This is a genomic window from Citrobacter sp. RHBSTW-00570, assembly GCF_013739755.1.
GTDB lineage: Bacteria > Pseudomonadota > Gammaproteobacteria > Enterobacterales > Enterobacteriaceae > Citrobacter > Citrobacter braakii.
This window is the reverse complement of the sequence record NZ_CP056399.1, coordinates 1,587,023-1,602,838: the sequence shown is the minus strand read 5'-3', so window position 1 is coordinate 1,602,838 and position 15,816 is coordinate 1,587,023. Positions and strand designations below refer to the sequence as shown.

Annotated in this window: 13 protein-coding genes; 6 read left to right on the top strand and 7 right to left on the bottom strand. The window is 53.1% G+C overall.

What is annotated here, in order from left to right; translation table 11 throughout:
* Window positions 1-20 precede the first annotated feature (20 nt).
* The 5 genes from ypdE to glk all read right to left on the bottom strand — a co-directional run bounded on the left by ypdE (window position 21) and on the right by glk (window position 4,945).
* Window positions 21-1,061, bottom strand: a complete 1,041-nt coding sequence (gene ypdE / locus HV237_RS07540) for an aminopeptidase (RefSeq protein ID WP_016153899.1) — start codon at window positions 1,059-1,061, stop codon at window positions 21-23.
* Window positions 1,061-2,146 carry an aminopeptidase gene (ypdF, locus tag HV237_RS07535; RefSeq protein WP_047358781.1) on the bottom strand — a complete coding sequence of 362 codons (1,086 nt, stop codon included), beginning with the start codon at window positions 2,144-2,146 and terminating at the stop codon, window positions 1,061-1,063. The genes ypdE and ypdF overlap by 1 nt, the downstream gene beginning before the upstream one ends.
* Before the next feature lie 17 nt (window positions 2,147-2,163).
* Window positions 2,164-3,411: a PTS fructose transporter subunit IIC gene (locus HV237_RS07530; RefSeq protein ID WP_047358782.1), complete on the bottom strand. Its 1,248-nt coding sequence runs from the start codon at window positions 3,409-3,411 to the stop codon at window positions 2,164-2,166.
* A gap of 20 nt (window positions 3,412-3,431) precedes the next feature.
* Window positions 3,432-3,758 (bottom strand): fructose PTS transporter subunit IIB, encoded by a 327-nt coding sequence (locus HV237_RS07525; protein ID WP_003028254.1) that lies wholly within the window; start codon window positions 3,756-3,758, stop codon window positions 3,432-3,434.
* 221 nt (window positions 3,759-3,979) lie between these two features.
* On the bottom strand, window positions 3,980-4,945 hold the full coding sequence (glk, locus tag HV237_RS07520) for a glucokinase (protein ID WP_016153902.1): 966 nt from the start codon (window positions 4,943-4,945) through the stop codon (window positions 3,980-3,982).
* 204 nt (window positions 4,946-5,149) lie between these two features.
* Between glk and HV237_RS07515 the strand changes: the two genes are divergently transcribed.
* Entirely contained in the window at window positions 5,150-6,385 is a 1,236-nt protein-coding gene (locus tag HV237_RS07515) for an ion channel protein (protein WP_047358783.1), read from the top strand.
* On the opposite strand, the gene HV237_RS07510 is transcribed toward HV237_RS07515, so the two are convergent.
* Window positions 6,386-8,038 carry a thiamine pyrophosphate-binding protein gene (locus HV237_RS07510; protein ID WP_047358784.1) on the bottom strand — a complete coding sequence of 551 codons (1,653 nt, stop codon included), beginning with the start codon at window positions 8,036-8,038 and terminating at the stop codon, window positions 6,386-6,388.
* 182 nt (window positions 8,039-8,220) lie between these two features.
* On the opposite strand from HV237_RS07510, the gene mgrA reads away from it, so the two are divergent.
* The 5 genes from mgrA to HV237_RS07485 all read left to right on the top strand — a co-directional run bounded on the left by mgrA (window position 8,221) and on the right by HV237_RS07485 (window position 14,212).
* Window positions 8,221-9,219 (top strand): L-glyceraldehyde 3-phosphate reductase, encoded by a 999-nt coding sequence (gene mgrA, locus HV237_RS07505; protein WP_016153905.1) that lies wholly within the window; start codon window positions 8,221-8,223, stop codon window positions 9,217-9,219.
* A gap of 128 nt (window positions 9,220-9,347) precedes the next feature.
* Window positions 9,348-9,677: a DUF2502 domain-containing protein YpeC gene (gene ypeC, locus HV237_RS07500; protein WP_016153906.1), complete on the top strand. Its 330-nt coding sequence runs from the start codon at window positions 9,348-9,350 to the stop codon at window positions 9,675-9,677.
* 402 nt (window positions 9,678-10,079) lie between these two features.
* Window positions 10,080-11,639, top strand: a complete 1,560-nt coding sequence (locus HV237_RS07495) for a PTS transporter subunit EIIC (protein ID WP_019077337.1) — start codon at window positions 10,080-10,082, stop codon at window positions 11,637-11,639.
* Between the two features lie 16 nt (window positions 11,640-11,655).
* Window positions 11,656-13,008 (top strand): adenylosuccinate lyase family protein, encoded by a 1,353-nt coding sequence (locus HV237_RS07490; RefSeq protein ID WP_181541760.1) that lies wholly within the window; start codon window positions 11,656-11,658, stop codon window positions 13,006-13,008.
* Window positions 13,001-14,212, top strand: coding sequence for an amidohydrolase family protein (locus tag HV237_RS07485; protein WP_047358786.1), 1,212 nt, complete (start codon window positions 13,001-13,003; stop codon window positions 14,210-14,212). The genes HV237_RS07490 and HV237_RS07485 overlap by 8 nt, the downstream gene beginning before the upstream one ends.
* On the opposite strand, the gene HV237_RS07480 is transcribed toward HV237_RS07485, so the two are convergent.
* A complete protein-coding gene (locus HV237_RS07480) occupies window positions 14,205-15,752 on the bottom strand; it encodes a hypothetical protein (protein ID WP_047358787.1) in 1,548 nt (515 codons plus the stop codon). The genes HV237_RS07485 and HV237_RS07480 overlap by 8 nt on opposite strands.
* Window positions 15,753-15,816: the final 64 nt, after the last annotated feature.

The window sequence follows — 15,816 nt, the reverse complement described above, 5'->3', positions numbered from 1 at the left end:
AACTCCTGATTAGCGCGAAATCAGCACCTGAAATCCGTCAGATGAACCACGGTTTCGCACGTAAGATGTGAAAGAAGAGCCGACAACAACTGCTGCGTCTGGATGATGTCACGGCAGTCGGCAATCGACGCCGCGCAGTGTCCATGCCGCGTAGCTGGCCCCATGACAACCGTGGGGATCCCCGTGCCGCTTACGTGCACCGCCCCGCCGTCAGTGCCGCCGTTACTGAACATGTCAAGCTGCAGGGTAATGCCCGCATCGGTGGCCACGCTTTCAACCCACGCCGTCAGCTTTGGCGAGGCAATCAGCGATTTATCGCTTAACACCAGCATCGGGCCATTACCAATCTGCCGATGGTTGGCCGCACCATGATCAAAGTTTTTGGCCCAGCAGGCGGTATCCAGCACGATTGCCACATCCGGAGCGACCGCGCGTGCTGCTGTTTGTCCTCCGCGCAGTCCCACTTCTTCACTGGAACTGGCCACCAGCCAGACCTCGCATGGGAGAATGGCGTTATGCCATTCGCGCAGCAGTGCCACCAGCAAATAACATCCAAGTCGATCATCAAAGGCTTTGCCCATGACTCGCTGGTGCGGCAAAACCTGAAACGTCGTGTCAAAGGTGACGCGATCGCCAGGGCGTACGCCGGCCTGAAGTACCTCGTCATAAGACCGCGCGCCAATGTCCACCTGCAGCGCACTGACGTCATTACCGCTGCGCACTCCGTCGAGCAGACCGGGAATTTTGCTCTCTTCACGGGTAGTGATCCGCACCGGCTGCAATTGCCTGGCCGCCATACGCACATTTCCCACCGGCAATACATCGATCGCTCCTTCGCTGGAAATGCTGCGCACGATAAATCCCACTTCATCCATATGCGCGCAGATCATTACCTTCGGACCGGTTGATTCATTCAGACGGATCAGCACCGATCCCAGGCCGTCAAAGCGCACCTCTTTATGCAGACGATCCGCCTCTTCAAGCAGGATCTGCCGCACTTCCTGTTCTGAAGAGGCGATCGCGTCCGCCTCGCTCAGCGCCTTCAGTAGCGATAAGTCCATTACGCCTCTCCCGTGTGTAACAATGTTTTCGCCATGGTGTAGAGCACCTCGCCGCCGTCTGGCGTAACCAGCACCACGTCCTCAATACGCACGCCTCCCTGCCCCGGCAGATAAATACCCGGCTCAACGGTGAGCAGCATGCCAGCCGCCAGAGGCGTCGCGTCGGTGGGGGAAAAACGGGGATTTTCATGCACCTCAATGCCGATAGCGTGTCCGGTATTGTGACCAAACTCATCGCCATAGCCCGCCTGCGTAATGACCTGCCTGGCTGCGGCGTCAACCTCATGGCAACGCCGACCTGGTCGAATTGCTGCCACCGCCGCACGCTGCGCCGCCAGGACAATCTGATACACGGAAAACAGCGGGCTTTCTTGCGCTGGCTGGTTTGCGTCTGGGATGCGAAAGGTTCTCGTCATATCCGAACAATAGCCCTGATACTGCGCGCCAAAATCTAGCGTGATGAACTCACCCGCCTCGACACGCTTGTCGCTGGCTTTACCGTGCGGCAGCGCGCCGCGCCAGCCGCTGGCGACAATGGTGTCAAAAGAGGGTTTGTCTGCACCGCGCGTGCGCATGTACCACTCCAGTTCAGCGGCGATTTCGCGCTCACTGAGGCCAGGTTGAATAAAGTGGCGAATATGTTCAGCACTAAGGTCAGCTATCCGGCAGGCTTCGCGAATGCAGGCTATCTCCTGCGCCGTTTTTACCTGCCGGAGCACATCCGGCACGGCACTCACTAGTCGGGCACGCAGTTTGCCCGACCATCCATTCGCCGTATTCCAGCTTACCTGCTCGCCTTCAAATCCCACCGTCTGCAGCTTTTCGTCAGCAATAATGTGATTCACCCGTGAATACAGCGTCTGCGCGCCATCAAGTAGATGGATCTGATAGCCCTGAGTACGCGTAGCGACATCGGTGTAGTAACGGGCGTCGACCAGAATATGCGCGCTTTGATGGCTGATAAACACAAACCCTGAACCGCTGGAGATCCCCATATGCGGCTGTTTATTCTGCCGCGATGACAGCAGCATCGCATCGAGATGTTGCGCCGTTAGCCAGTCACGCAGCGAGGCAAGTAAGCTCATGGTCACAATCCTTTTAATCAGAGGCTTTCAATCAGCAATTTGCCTTTGCGGTACATCATGTTGCGCAGGAACACCACCATCAGCGCCGTAATCACCGCACCTAACAGGATCCCCGCCATATAGACGCCGAGGTTAGTGACCAGCGGCCATGCCCAGATGGCCGATTCCGGGAACCACTGCACCGCCCCCAGCCAGACGGCAGCCGTCGATCCGACAATAGCGCCAACCATATAGGATGGAATTGCCGTGATGGGGCTTTCCAGCGCAAACGGGATCGCCCCTTCGCTGATGCCCATAAACGCGAGGAACATTGCCGTTTTCCCTTGCGGGTAGAGCTGTGCGCTGAACAGGCGTTTGCCAGTTAAGCGCCGGTCGAGAAGCGTAGCCAACCCGAGGCCAATTGGAGGAATCACGATGGCAATAGAGCGTGCGGTTACCGGCAGAACGTGATCGGTAGTAAAGCTGAAGGCGACAAATCCTGCGGCTTTATTAATCGGACCGCCGAGGTCAATCGCCGTTGCCGCAGAAATCCCCATCGCGTACATCAGCGTGCCTTTCTCTCCAGCCGCCGTAAGCAGAGAACGAATTCCGCCGTTGATCCACCCGCCAAACGGCGTTATCACGTAATACATCGCCAACATGACGAAGATCGCGGAAAGAATGGGCAGTAAAAAGGTGGTTTTGAATGCCAGCAGGAAATCAGGCAACTGGATTTTTTGATTCATCCACTTCACCAGATACCCGGCGACAATCGAGATAATCAGCGCGCCAATAAAGGTTGACGGGACGGGGGTACTGGTTGCCCATTGCAGCGTCGCTGGGTCAAAATTCAGTATCTGTGTGGGCTGAGTGGACATCAGTCCACCAATGAACCCCGCCGGAAACGCCAGCTTACCGCCGATAGAGTTGGCGACAAACGCGGCAAACATCGGAATAGCAAAACCAAACAGCACGCCGCCAAAAGATTGCGACAGCCAGGCAAACTTCAGTAATGAGAGATTAAAACCGCTGAATTTTCCGCTGTTCAGCGCATCCATGATGCCGGTGTCAGCAGGAATATCGAGCCAGCTATAGGCGATCAGTTGCGAGAAGGCGAGAATTACCCCGCCCATAATTAACGTCGGTACCATGCGCGAAATACCCGACATCACATGCTGCGGAAGTTCGCCCCAGAAGCTATTGTGGGAGGCCGGTGGATTTTTTATTGCCGCTGCCGCACCAGATGCGCCAGGCACAACGGTTGCACTGCGTTTTTTAATGGCCATACGTAATTCCCTGTCGATAATTATTGTTGTTCAGCGGCAACCATCTCTTCGATCTCTTTGATGATGCCGGCTGCATTTTTTATCGCGTCCTGTAACGTAATTTCGTAGACGTCACGCGACTCAAAACGCTCGTTATCTTCCGGAGTAACGGCAACAGAATGGATGATCAACGTTGCCTCTGCGATATCCTGCGCCGTCAGGCGATTTTGAATTCCGTCCGCACCCTGGGTTTCAATTTTCACTTCATAACCCGCTTCAACCGCGGCTTCTTCCAGCGCCTGAGCCGCCATAAAGGTATGGGCCAGCCCCATTGGGCACGCGCAAACGGCAATCAGTTTTTTGCTCATAATCATTTCCTCGTAATAGTTAACGAGTGAAATTATGGTCCGGGGAAAGTAACGACCGTTATCAGACAAATAATGCTTTTACTGGACAAATAATCCCGCCATTCGGAAATGTGACGAAGGTCGGAAAGGCGGGCGGCAGGCATAAAAAAACCGCGTAATAAACGCGGTTTTGCGGGATATATGTAAGCCGGATAAGCGCTGTGCACCGTCCGGCATTGGTCTTACAAAATATGGCCCAGCGTCTGGCGCAGATGCGCACCGGAACCAAGCAGGCCCGGGTTATCATGCACGATCAGATATACCGGAATATCCTGTACGTAGGCTTTAAAACGCCCCTTATCTTCAAAACCACCACGGAAACCCGAAGCTTTAAAGAAGTCGAGGAAGCGCGGTACGATGCCGCCAGCGATGTACACACCGCCAAACGTGCCCAGCGTTAATGCCAGATCGCCGCCAAAACGCCCCATGATGACGCAGAACAGCGACAGCGCGCGACGACAGTCGATACAGGAATCAGCCAGCGCACGCCCGGTGATATCCTTCGGCTGCAGATTTTCCGGCAGGCGCCCGTCTGATTTGACGATGGCGCGATACAGATTAACCAGCCCCGGACCTGACAGTACGCGCTCTGCGGAAACGTGACCAATTTCCGCACGCAGGACCTCAAGGATAATCCCTTCTTCTTCGCTGTTAGGCGCAAAATCCACGTGACCGCCTTCACCAGGCAAGCTCACCCAGCGTTTATCTACATGCACCAAATGCGCCACGCCGAGTCCGGTACCTGCGCCATAGACAGCAATCGGCTTGCCTTCAACAGGTTCCGCACCGCCAAACTGGATCAAATGCTCTTTCTTCAGCATCGGGATCGCCATCGACACGGCGGTGAAATCATTGATGATTTCCAGATGACTGAAGCCCAGATTTTTTTTCATCTCAGCAATAGAGAATGCCCAGGTATGGTTGGTCATTGCCACCCAGTCACCGGTAATCGGACAGGCAATGGCAATACAACCATCCTCAACGCTGACGCTATGCTCATCCAGGTATACGCGTACTACCGCCTCGAGGCTTGGGTAATCCAGCCCGGAATAGGTTTTTGCCTGCGAAATCTCGCCGCTGGCAATGTCGCACAGAGCAAGACGCGCGTTGGTGCCGCCAACATCACCTACTAAAGCATATTTTGTCATTCTTCCACTGCTCCGCTAAAGTCAGAATAAATCTTTGCCACACTGTAAATTCATGGGGGCATAACAACAACGTCCTGAAGGCTGATGCCCGTGGAAAATCGATCCAGATCACATAATTACTTTATCGTTTCAGCACCATTTGCAGCGATGCGGTTGCGCAGGCTGTGCAAACTATGTCTATGACTCTGTTTTAAGGAATAGAATATGCTTCATCCACGAGCCAGAACGATGCTCTTGCTATCAACTCCTGCGCTAATTATTGGTATTGCCTCCAGCCTGGTGTTGATCGTTGTGATGAAAGTGGCGTCCGTTTTACAGCAATTTTTGTGGGAACGCCTGCCCGTTAGCATCGGTATTGCCCAGGACTCTCCGCTGTGGATTATCGGCATGCTGACGCTCACGGGGATTATGGTCGGGTTAGTTATTCGCTACAGCCAGGGTCACGCGGGACCGGATCCTGCCTGTGAGCCGTTAATTGGAATGCCGGTCCCCACCTCAGCAATTCCGGGCTTGCTGGCAGCGCTCATCCTCGGCCTGGCGGGTGGCGTCAGTTTGGGTCCGGAACACCCGATCATGACCGTGAATATCGCACTGGCTGTGGCGCTCGGCAGCCGTATGTTTCCCCGCATTGCTAAGCTGGACTGGACCATCCTCGCCTCTGCCGGCACCATCGGCGCGCTATTTGGCACCCCCGTTGCCGCCGCGCTGGTCTTTTCACAAACGCTGAATAGCTCGGACAATGTTCCTTTGTGGGATCGCCTGTTTGCACCGTTAATGGCCGCCGCCGCGGGCTCGCTGACCACCAGTCTGTTTTTTCACCCCCATTTTTCACTGCCCATCGCGCACTACACGCAGATGCACGTGATCGATATCCTCAGCGGTGCGGTCGTTGCCGCCATCGCCATTGCCGCCGGGATGGTGGCTGTCTGGTGTCTGCCGCGTTTACACCATTTAATGCATCGATTGAAACACCCGGTCCTGATTCTTGGGGCTGGCGGCTTAATCCTCGGCATTTTAGGCGTTTTCGGCGGACCGCTTACCTTGTTTAAAGGACTGGACGAAATGCAGCAAATGGCATTTAGCCAGACGCTGGGAGCATCGGATTATTTCATGCTCGCCGTGATCAAATTGGCGGCATTAGTGGTTGCAGCTGCGAGTGGTTTTCGCGGCGGGCGAATTTTCCCGGCAGTATTCGTTGGGGTCGCGCTTGGCCTGATGCTGCACGCCCACGTTGAAGCAGTGCCTGCGGCCATTACCGTCTCCTGCGCGATTCTTGGACTGGTGCTGGTCGTCACCCGTGACGCCTGGCTGAGCCTGTTTATGGCAGCAGTGGTGGTGCCAGATTCCACCCTGCTGCCGCTACTGTGCATCGTCATGCTGCCCGCCTGGCTGCTGCTGGCGGGCAAACCGATAATGGTCGCCGAGCGTACCGATAAGTAGTTAGCCTCCGTTACGCGTTTCCAGCGCACGGGTCACCGTGCGCAATAGCTCAGGAAGATCGGCTTTCGGTAGCACCACCTCAATTAACGACAATCGTTGCGGATGGGACAAACGGGCCAGCACTTCTTCCAGTTGTACCGCCTGCTCCACACGCCAGCACTCCGCCTGACATTCACGACGAAACGCCTGCGGCACCTGCGTCCAGTTCCAGGCAGCGATATCGTTATAGCGCTGATTTGCCCCATGTATGGCCCGCTCCACGGTATAGCCGTCATTATTTAGCAGCAAAATAACGGGTGATTGCCCGTCTCTGAGCATAGAGCCCAGTTCCTGAATGGTGAGCTGCGCCGCACCATCGCCAATAATCAGGATCACCCGGCGGTCCGGGCAGGCGGTTTGCGCGCCAAATGCAGCCGGGAGCGCGTAGCCGATAGACCCCCACAGCGGCTGAACCAGCACCTCCGCTCCACCGGGTAGCGTGAGCGCAGCCGCGCCAAATGCAGCGGTCCCCTGGTCGACGAGGATAATGTCATTGGGTGCCAGATACTGCTGCACCGTATGCCAGAAATTTTCCTGCGTCAAAGGTCCCTTCTCAACCTGAATACGCCTAACTGGCGGGCGTTCTGGCGGCAGTGAAAAGGACATCTCCAGACACAGTTCCCGCAAGGTGGTTACCGCCTGCTCCATCGGGACGTTAAACCAACGGTTTCCAATCCGTGAGGCATGTGGCTGCACCTCAATCGTGCGCTCCTGTGGTAGCTGTTGCGTAAACCCGGCGGTCAAAGTGTCAACAAATTGTGTGCCAACACACACTATCGTGTCGGCATCTTCTATCGCCTGACGTACATAGTCGCTGCTGGCTCCAGCGCTGTAGGTGCCGACAAACGCCGGATGACGCTCATCGAATAGTCCTTTGCCCATCAACAACGTGGCGTGGGCCATCGGCGTTTCCGCCATCCAGCGTTGCAATACCGGCTGCAGGCCAAAGCGCTGCGCGAGAACGTCTGCCAGAAGCGCTACGCGCGGGCTGTCCAGTAACCGCTCGCGGGCATGGTAGCGAAACGCTTCTGCCACGCTGCTTTCTGGCTCGCTCAGAGGAACAATCAGGATGTCATTCGGCGGCGTGGTGCGCTGTTTTGCCACATCAGCAGGTAACATCAGATAGCCCGGTCTGCGTTCGATGAGCATTGTTCGCAGCACGCGGTCAATTTCATAACAGGCGTTTTGTTCATCCAGCACTGCGCTGGCCGTCGTCACCGCCTGCTGCATACGATAAAAATGCTGAAAATCACCGTCCCCAAGGGTGTGATGCATCAACTCCCCACGACGTTGGGCACCGCGACAGGGCGCGCCAACAATATGCAAAACAGGAACATATTCCGCATAACTTCCCGCGATACCGTTAATCGCGCTTAACTCACCCACGCCAAACGTGGTGAGCAGCGCCCCCACCCCGGATACCCGGGCATAGCCATCCGCAGCATAAGCCGCATTCAACTCGTTCGCACACCCGACCCAACGTACGCTGGGATGTTCAATCACGTGATCAAGAAACTGCAAATTATAATCGCCAGGCACACCAAAGAGATGACCAACACCACAGCCTGCCAGCCTGTCCAGCAGATAATCAGCAACGGAATACGGGGTTTGCATGACAGCTTTCCTTCTGACGGTAACCTCATGTTGAGTATCGAAGAACTGTGATGACTGTCCAGGAAAGTCGCTGTGAAGGGGGTGGAAAGCAAGATGTACAGTTTTCATCCCTAAATTTAATTGCAGCTGGCCTTGTGTAAACGTATACACTCAAAGTCACACCTTATCTGACAGGAGGCTATATGGCTTATCAGGCTGCTGAAAATCGTTATCAGACAATGGAGTACCGCCGCTGCGGTCAGAGCGGCCTCAAGCTCCCGATTGTATCACTGGGGTTGTGGCACAATTTTGGTGATACCACGCAGGTCGAGAACAGTCGGGCGCTGTTACAGCGTGCATTCGATCTGGGGATCACCCATTTTGATCTGGCGAATAATTATGGTCCACCGCCGGGTTCAGCGGAGCGAAATTTTGGTCGCATCCTGCAGGAAGATTTTTTACCGTGGCGAGATGAGCTGATCATCTCCACCAAAGCGGGTTACACCATGTGGGAAGGCCCTTACGGGGACTGGGGTTCACGCAAATACCTGATTGCCAGCCTCGATCAAAGCCTGAAGCGTCTGGGGCTGGAGTATGTCGATATCTTCTACCACCATCGCCCCGACCCTGAAACACCGCTCAGAGAAACCATGCGCGCGCTGGATCATATCGTCCGTCAGGGCAAAGCGCTGTACGTAGGCCTCTCTAACTATCCGGCTGAACTTGCCAGACAAGCGATTGAAATACTCGACGATTTAGGTACGCCATGCCTTATTCATCAGCCCAAATATTCTATGTTTGAGCGTTGGGTCGAAGAGAGCCTGCTGTCGCTTTTACAGGAAAAAGGCGTCGGTAGTATCGCCTTCTCACCGCTGGCTGGCGGGCAGTTAACCGACCGCTATCTGAACGGTATTCCTGCGGATTCTCGCGCCGCAAGCACCAGCCGTTTTCTGAATCCGGACCAGATCACCCCACAAAAACTGGAAAAAGTTCGAGCGCTGAACGCACTGGCAGAGCGACGGGGACAAAAGCTGTCTCAGATGGCGCTCGCGTGGGTTCTTCGGGAAGACAAGGTCACGTCTGTGCTGATTGGCGCCAGTAAACCGGCGCAAATTGAAGATGCCGTCGGCATGCTGGCAAACCGTCACTTTACGCCTGAAGAGTGCGCGGAGATTGATGCCATTCTGAGTCGGTTGAAATAAAGACACATTTATTAACAAAAAGTGCTCTCACTTGCGATTTAAGAGTTGTGGCGATGAAACGGGGCTTTACTGCCCCGTAATATTACGTTAACAGGCCGGCTACGGCTCGATCGTGAAGGAGAGAAAACATGTTCAGGTCACTGATTCTGGCGGCAGTCTTAATGGCTTTTACACCGCTGGCCGCGAACGCTGGCGAAATCACCCTGCTGCCATCAATAAAATTGCAAATTGGCGATCGCGATAATTACGGTAACTACTGGGATGGCGGCCGCTGGCGCGACCGGGATTACTGGCACCATAACTATGAGTGGCGCAAAAATCGCTGGTGGCGTCATGACAACGGCTACCATCGTGGCTGGGATAAACGCAAAGCTTATGAACGCGGCTATCGAGAAGGCTGGAATGACCGTGACGACCATCGCGGTCGTGGGCGCGGCGGTCACGGGCATCGTCATTAAGAAAAGGAACCTGTGGTAACAGAGAATTTTTAACAATGGCAAAGGGTTCCGTTCACCGTATGTTCATTATATCTCTGAACCCCTCATTCCCGTAACGGGCAAGGGAGGCTCACCGTCTCCCTTGCCACCCAGGCTTCCGGCAGGAAAAATCGTCACTTCGTGATCCATTCGCCTTATGTCGTCTTCCTTCGGATCGCTTCAGTACGCTGACTTTCAGTTCAATCCGTTTCGCTTTAATAAAAAATACCTTTGCAGCTAATCAATCCTTAAGTGACCAGCATTAACCTGCAGGCTGCTTTTTTATGGTCAAATCCTGCGCTTTTTATTTTTCACTATTTGCCCTTGAGCAAAAATCTCCTGAACGTATCTTATCCTCAAGAGAATTCACGTCAGGATTAACTTATGAATGCTAATTTTAAGAATGAAATTCAGACATTCGGTCGATCGCTATTATTACCGATCGCCGTACTGGCGCCTGTGGGGATGGTCATGGGAATTAGCGCTGCGTTAGGGCAGAGCTATATGATTGATAAACTCCCCTTTCTGGGCAATGAAATTTTCAGAGCAATTCTCTCTTCTCTGGGATTAATCAGCAGCGTCGTTTTTAATAATATTCCTTTACTGTTCGCGATGGGTGTCGCCTACGGTATGTCTAAAAAAGAAAAAGGGATTGCTGTATTTGCGTCCGTCGTGGCTTACCTGACTCTGCTTATCGCCATGCATGTGCATCTTAAGCTGGCGGGTACGCTGGCGAAAGAGGATATGGCTTTGGTCGGACAGGGAATGGTATTAGGTATTCAGACGCTGAAAATCGAAGCGCTGGGCGGCATTATTGCCGGGCTGCTGGCAGCTAAAATAACCGACCGTTTTTACCGGCTGCAATTACCTCTCGCTTTCGCCTTTTTCAGCGGTAAAAAATCCGTCGCGATCTTAGCCATTGCTTTTTCCATTCCCGTCGGCTTGATCATTCCTTTTATCTGGGATCTGTTTACCGCAGGTATGCGCGCCATATCAACAATAATGATGGCACCCAACATTGGTGCAGGTATCTATATGACGCTCAATCGCCTGCTGATCCCGTTTGGCCTGCACCACGTCCTCAGTTCCACCGTGCGTTTCACCGCGGCAGGCGGTACGTACCTGATTGACGGGCAGACCTATGTCGGTATTTTGCCCGCTATCAATAAAATCCTGTTTGAGCTTGGTCCCACCCATCCGGCCTGGAAAGAGTATATGCCGACGCTCACCAGCTATCTTGCCTCATCACAAATGCTCACGACGCTGTTCCGCGTTCCGGCGATTGGTCTGGCGATGTACCACATGGCCTATTTCAAGAATAAGAAATTTGCCAAAGGGATGATCCTGACCGTGGTGCTGACCGCCATGCTGGGGAATATTACCGAACCGCTGGAGTTCTCCTTCCTGTTTATCGCGCCAAAACTCTTTATTGTCTATGCGGTACTCTGTGGCTTATTGACCATTCCACTGCAATTACTGGAAGTCTCCATCGGCTATATTCGCGGAACCATTTTTGATTTTGGTATTTTCGGTTTGATGTATGAACACACCCAATGGATTAATTTAATTATCCTCGGCGTGATTAACTTTGTTGTCTTCTATTTCGTCTTCCGCTTCGCGATCGGTAAATTTGATATTAAGACCCCAGGCCGCGAGAGTGAAATCGCTGACAGCACCTTACTGAACAATAAAGAGTACGACAAAGTCGCCGAACTGGTGATTCAGGGGCTGGGCGGGACAGACAATATCAAGCGCGTTGAAAACTGCGTTTCACGGTTACGTATTGATTTGAAAGATCAGAAAAAAATGGACATGGCCATTCTTAAAGAATCTGGCTCGCTGGGAACCTTTATCCCCTCCAGCAACCATGTTCATGTGGTATTCGGCCCACACGTAGAATTTGTCCGTAACGCGGTAGACGACCGCCTCGTCGGTGCGAAATAAATTCAAGGAGATAGTAATGCGTGCACTGTATGATTCAAAAAGCAAAACGATCGACGATCGAGGAATGAAATCTCTGCTCGCACAGCCAGCGCGGGTACAGTCATGGCTCGATGTTGAAGCCGCCCTGGCTCAGGCACAGGCCGGACACGGCATGATCCCCGCCAGCGCCGCAGTCAATATTACCGCTAACTGCCACGTGGATAAGATTGACCTGACGGAAATGGAACGCCTGCTGCGCGAGATTGGTCACGGCTTCGTTCCGGTCATCAAAGTGCTGGTCAAAGCCTGTGACAGTGAAAGCGGAAAATACGTGCATTACGGCGTCACCACGCAGAATATTCAGCAAACAGCACAGCTTTATCTGGCAAAGCAGTTCGATACCATCATGCAGGGTTTTGTGGACGATATTCTGCGTAACCTGGCAAAGATGGCATCTGACCATAAAGCAACGATTATGGCCGGACGTACCCACGGTAAGCACGCGCTGCCCATCACCTGGGGCTATAAAGCCGCCGTGTGGATTGATGAGTTACTGAGCGCCCGGCAGCGCATGCAGGAAGCGGAAAAACGCGTCTTTACCGTGATGATGGGGGGAGCCGTGGGCGCCTTCCACGCAACCGGTGAAACCGGCCGCCGGGTTCAGGATAGCGTTGCCCAAAAGCTGGGAATGCATTCAATGGCGATTCCCTCCCGCAACTCGCGCATTTACCGCACTGAATACATCAGTAATTTGTGCCTGCTGGCGACGACGTTACACAAAATAGCCGAAGAGGTTTATCAGACCTCAAGTGAAGAGTTTGCCGAAGTTTCAGAAGCCTTTACTAAAGGCACCGTTGGCAGCAGCACCATGCCGCAAAAAGTGAATCCTAAACTGGCGAAGGGGATCATCGCCAACGCGCAGAAATTGTACTCAGTAATGACCTCCTGCCTGTATGTCAGCCCACGTCCCTTCGAAGCAGACAGCTCCGCTTACTTTATCTTTGACGGTAATATCCAGGAGAGTATGGAGCTAATGGCTGAGATTGTGATGCGAGCCGAAGAGTTGACGCGAACGCTAGTCATCAATCCTGGGCGTATGCGCCAGAATGTGCAGTTAACGCATGGTCTTATTAATAGCGAAAAAATCATGATGCAGCTGGTGGAAAGGCTGGGCAAAGATGCCGCACATGAACGCGTCTACCAACTGGCAATGCGCAGCACGCATGAAGGCATCCCCTACGCTGATGTGCTGCGTGATGACCCTCTTATTCGCCAGCACTTTAGCGACTCAGAAATTAATACGCTGCTGGATCCTGCTCACTACATCGGCCTTTGCGTAGAAATCGCCGAGGAAACGGCCGCTCGCGTATGGGAGAAAGACAATGGCTGATCCCCTGCTTTCTCTGGCAAGTGAACGCATTGTCACCCCGAATGGAATCGAAAGCGGCTATCTGCATATTGAAAGCGGACGTATTTCTGGCCTCGACAGTACGCCACGCGGAAAAATCGTCGATTATCGCCATGCCATGCTGATGCCCGGTTTTGTGGATATTCACGTTCACGGCTGGGGGAGAGGGTCGTTTGCCTGGAGAGGTGAACGCCGTTCTTTGCAGGCGATGAGCCGGGATCTGGTTAACGCCGGGGTTACCGCGTGGCTTGCAACATCAGCCACCCAGCCGGAAACGTTCTTGCTGGAGAGTCTTTCCACCGCCGCGGACTGGATTGCAGACGCAAAAGCGGAAGATGGTGCCGAAGCGGTGGGTATTCATATGGAAGGCCCCTTTATTAACCCTGCATACAGCGGAATGCAGAGCAAGGACGCGATTCAACCACCCGGTATCGAAGGGTTCAAACGCTATCAGCACGCCGCGAGGGGAAATATCCGTCTGATGACGCTCGCACCCGAACTGCCGGGCGCCCTGGCGCTAATCCGCTATTTACGCCAGTCAGGCGTCACCGTGTCAGCCGGTCATACCGACGCCACCTTTGATGAAACCACCCTCGCCATTGAAGCCGGTTTAACCCACTTTACCCATGCCTTTAGCGCCATGCGCGGGCTGCATCACCGGGAGCCTGGCGTGGTGGGGGCGCTGATGTACCATCAGAATACGTATGCCGAGGTGGCAAAGCAGAGCGGGATCACGTTGCGACCAGAAGTGTTCGACATTCTCTATCGGTTGAAAAAAGATCGCCGGTTGGTCATGGTCAGTGATTGTCTGGGATATGTGGATTTTCCCGAAGGATCTGAATTCCACCATTACCTGCGCCAGGAGACGTTTCGCATTCACAATCATTGTCTTGAAATCACCGACCACAGCGGAAAGACCCGAACGGTTTCACCCACGGAGTGGTCCGAAGTGTGCAAACTGGAGATGAGCTTTCTGGACTCCGTGAAAAATGTGGTCGACAGGCTGGAAAAAGGCTGGGTTTCAGCCGCGCAGATTGCCTGCCTTAATCCGGCTATCCTGGCGGGTGTTGATGCGAGAAAAGGCAGCCTGACGTCAGGAAAAGATGCCGATATTCTCGTGTTGGGTGCAGAGTTAAACCTGGAAGCCGTCTGGTGTCGCGGCGTTTCGCAACCTCTGGCTAAATAAAAATATCACTGTAATGCGTATCAAGAAAAATTTTTAACGCCTCCTGGCTCATTCCCTGAACCTGCTGAATAAAGTCCTCAGCAGGTATTTTTTTGCGCGCGGAGGGAAGTCCATTTTCGCGTAATAACAGGAGATCGTCCTGCGTGAGCCAGAAATTCACTTTGACATAATCCAACCCGGCGTAGCGGAGATGACTCGATATCTTGTTTGTGAAGGTAATCAGCAGGTCGAATTCGAGCTGCTGAAGCCGCGCAATCTCATTGATGTTGATGCAGGCGGGGATTTCAATATGGAAGCGGGAGAAAAGCATCTCTTTAAAATAGCCGACCTTACTCTCTGACGAGTTCGTCACAATAATGACCCGCTTTTTCTTATCGCCAACAACCCGATTTTTGAGCGCATACTTTTTGATAATCAGCACCAGGGTTGCCAGATGAATAGCAGAAAAGGTCGTTTGCCAGTGATGTTCAATCTCTTTCACCGCATACTGGACATGTTCCCATAGCTCAGGATAGCGTCGCTGGACATCATGGAGCTTTTTATCATCGAACCAGAGATGAAATTTATTCTGGATGATGGCGGCATAGATAAAATTATAAATCTCCGCAAACCAGGCGTGCTGATTGTGAATGGTGTTTTCCAGACATCCGGCTAAAGCGTGACAGGTGCGCTTAACGTAAGAGACCAGCCGGGCGTCGTATAATGTGAAGGGGCGATGAGTAAAAGTCAGTGAAGCAATCAGCAGATCCAGACAGATATTTTCATCCGCATCAGGCAATACGCCATAAGGAAAGGTGGTCAAAAACTTAGCCGCCGAACTCTCCGTAATTCTGTGTCCCCTGCGGATACGGTGCAGGGCAAGGCTAAGATAGACCAGTAAGTATTTTCTGCCGTTATATCCCAGGGCGATGACCGGACTGATTTTATCTTCGTAATAGTCTGCCGCCTGGTTTATCTCTGCAGCACACTCATGAAGAAACTGTTCGGCAATCGAACGGCCTGTCGGCTCATTGGCCTGGTGGGCGATAAGTCGGTGATCCTCACCAATTTCGACCGTTTTTAGTATCGTCATGCACGCCGCCAGCCGTAGCTGGAACTCATCCCCCGCAAGCCGGGAGCCCTTACGCGGGATACTTTGCACAATCAGATCGCGTTCCTGCACCAGGCTCATCATGACGGGATTATCATTTTTTACCGTTCCCGCACTGACATAAAATTTTTTGTAATAATCATTTTTATTCACCACATCGTGCAAACAGAGCGCCACAAAGAGATCCTTCACCCTCTCTTCTGCCGTAGTGATATAGCGATTAAACTGGACGCGCGCTAAAAACTGTCGGTATTCGCTGTAGCCAATCCGGGTGGTAATAAACTGATTATCCTGATGTAGCTGGACATTTTCTGGCAGAAGTTCATTGAGCTCTTTCATTGTCCGTTTTAGCGTGGAGAGCGTTTTACCGAAACGCTCGACGGCCTCTTCAACGGAGAGCGGACTGTTGTCCTGGAGATATTTCAGGAAAGAGAGATCAAAGTGATTCATGAACGCCTGCCAGTTAATTATGCAGGGCACATAATAGAGGAAAAGCTCAAATAAAACCGTGACC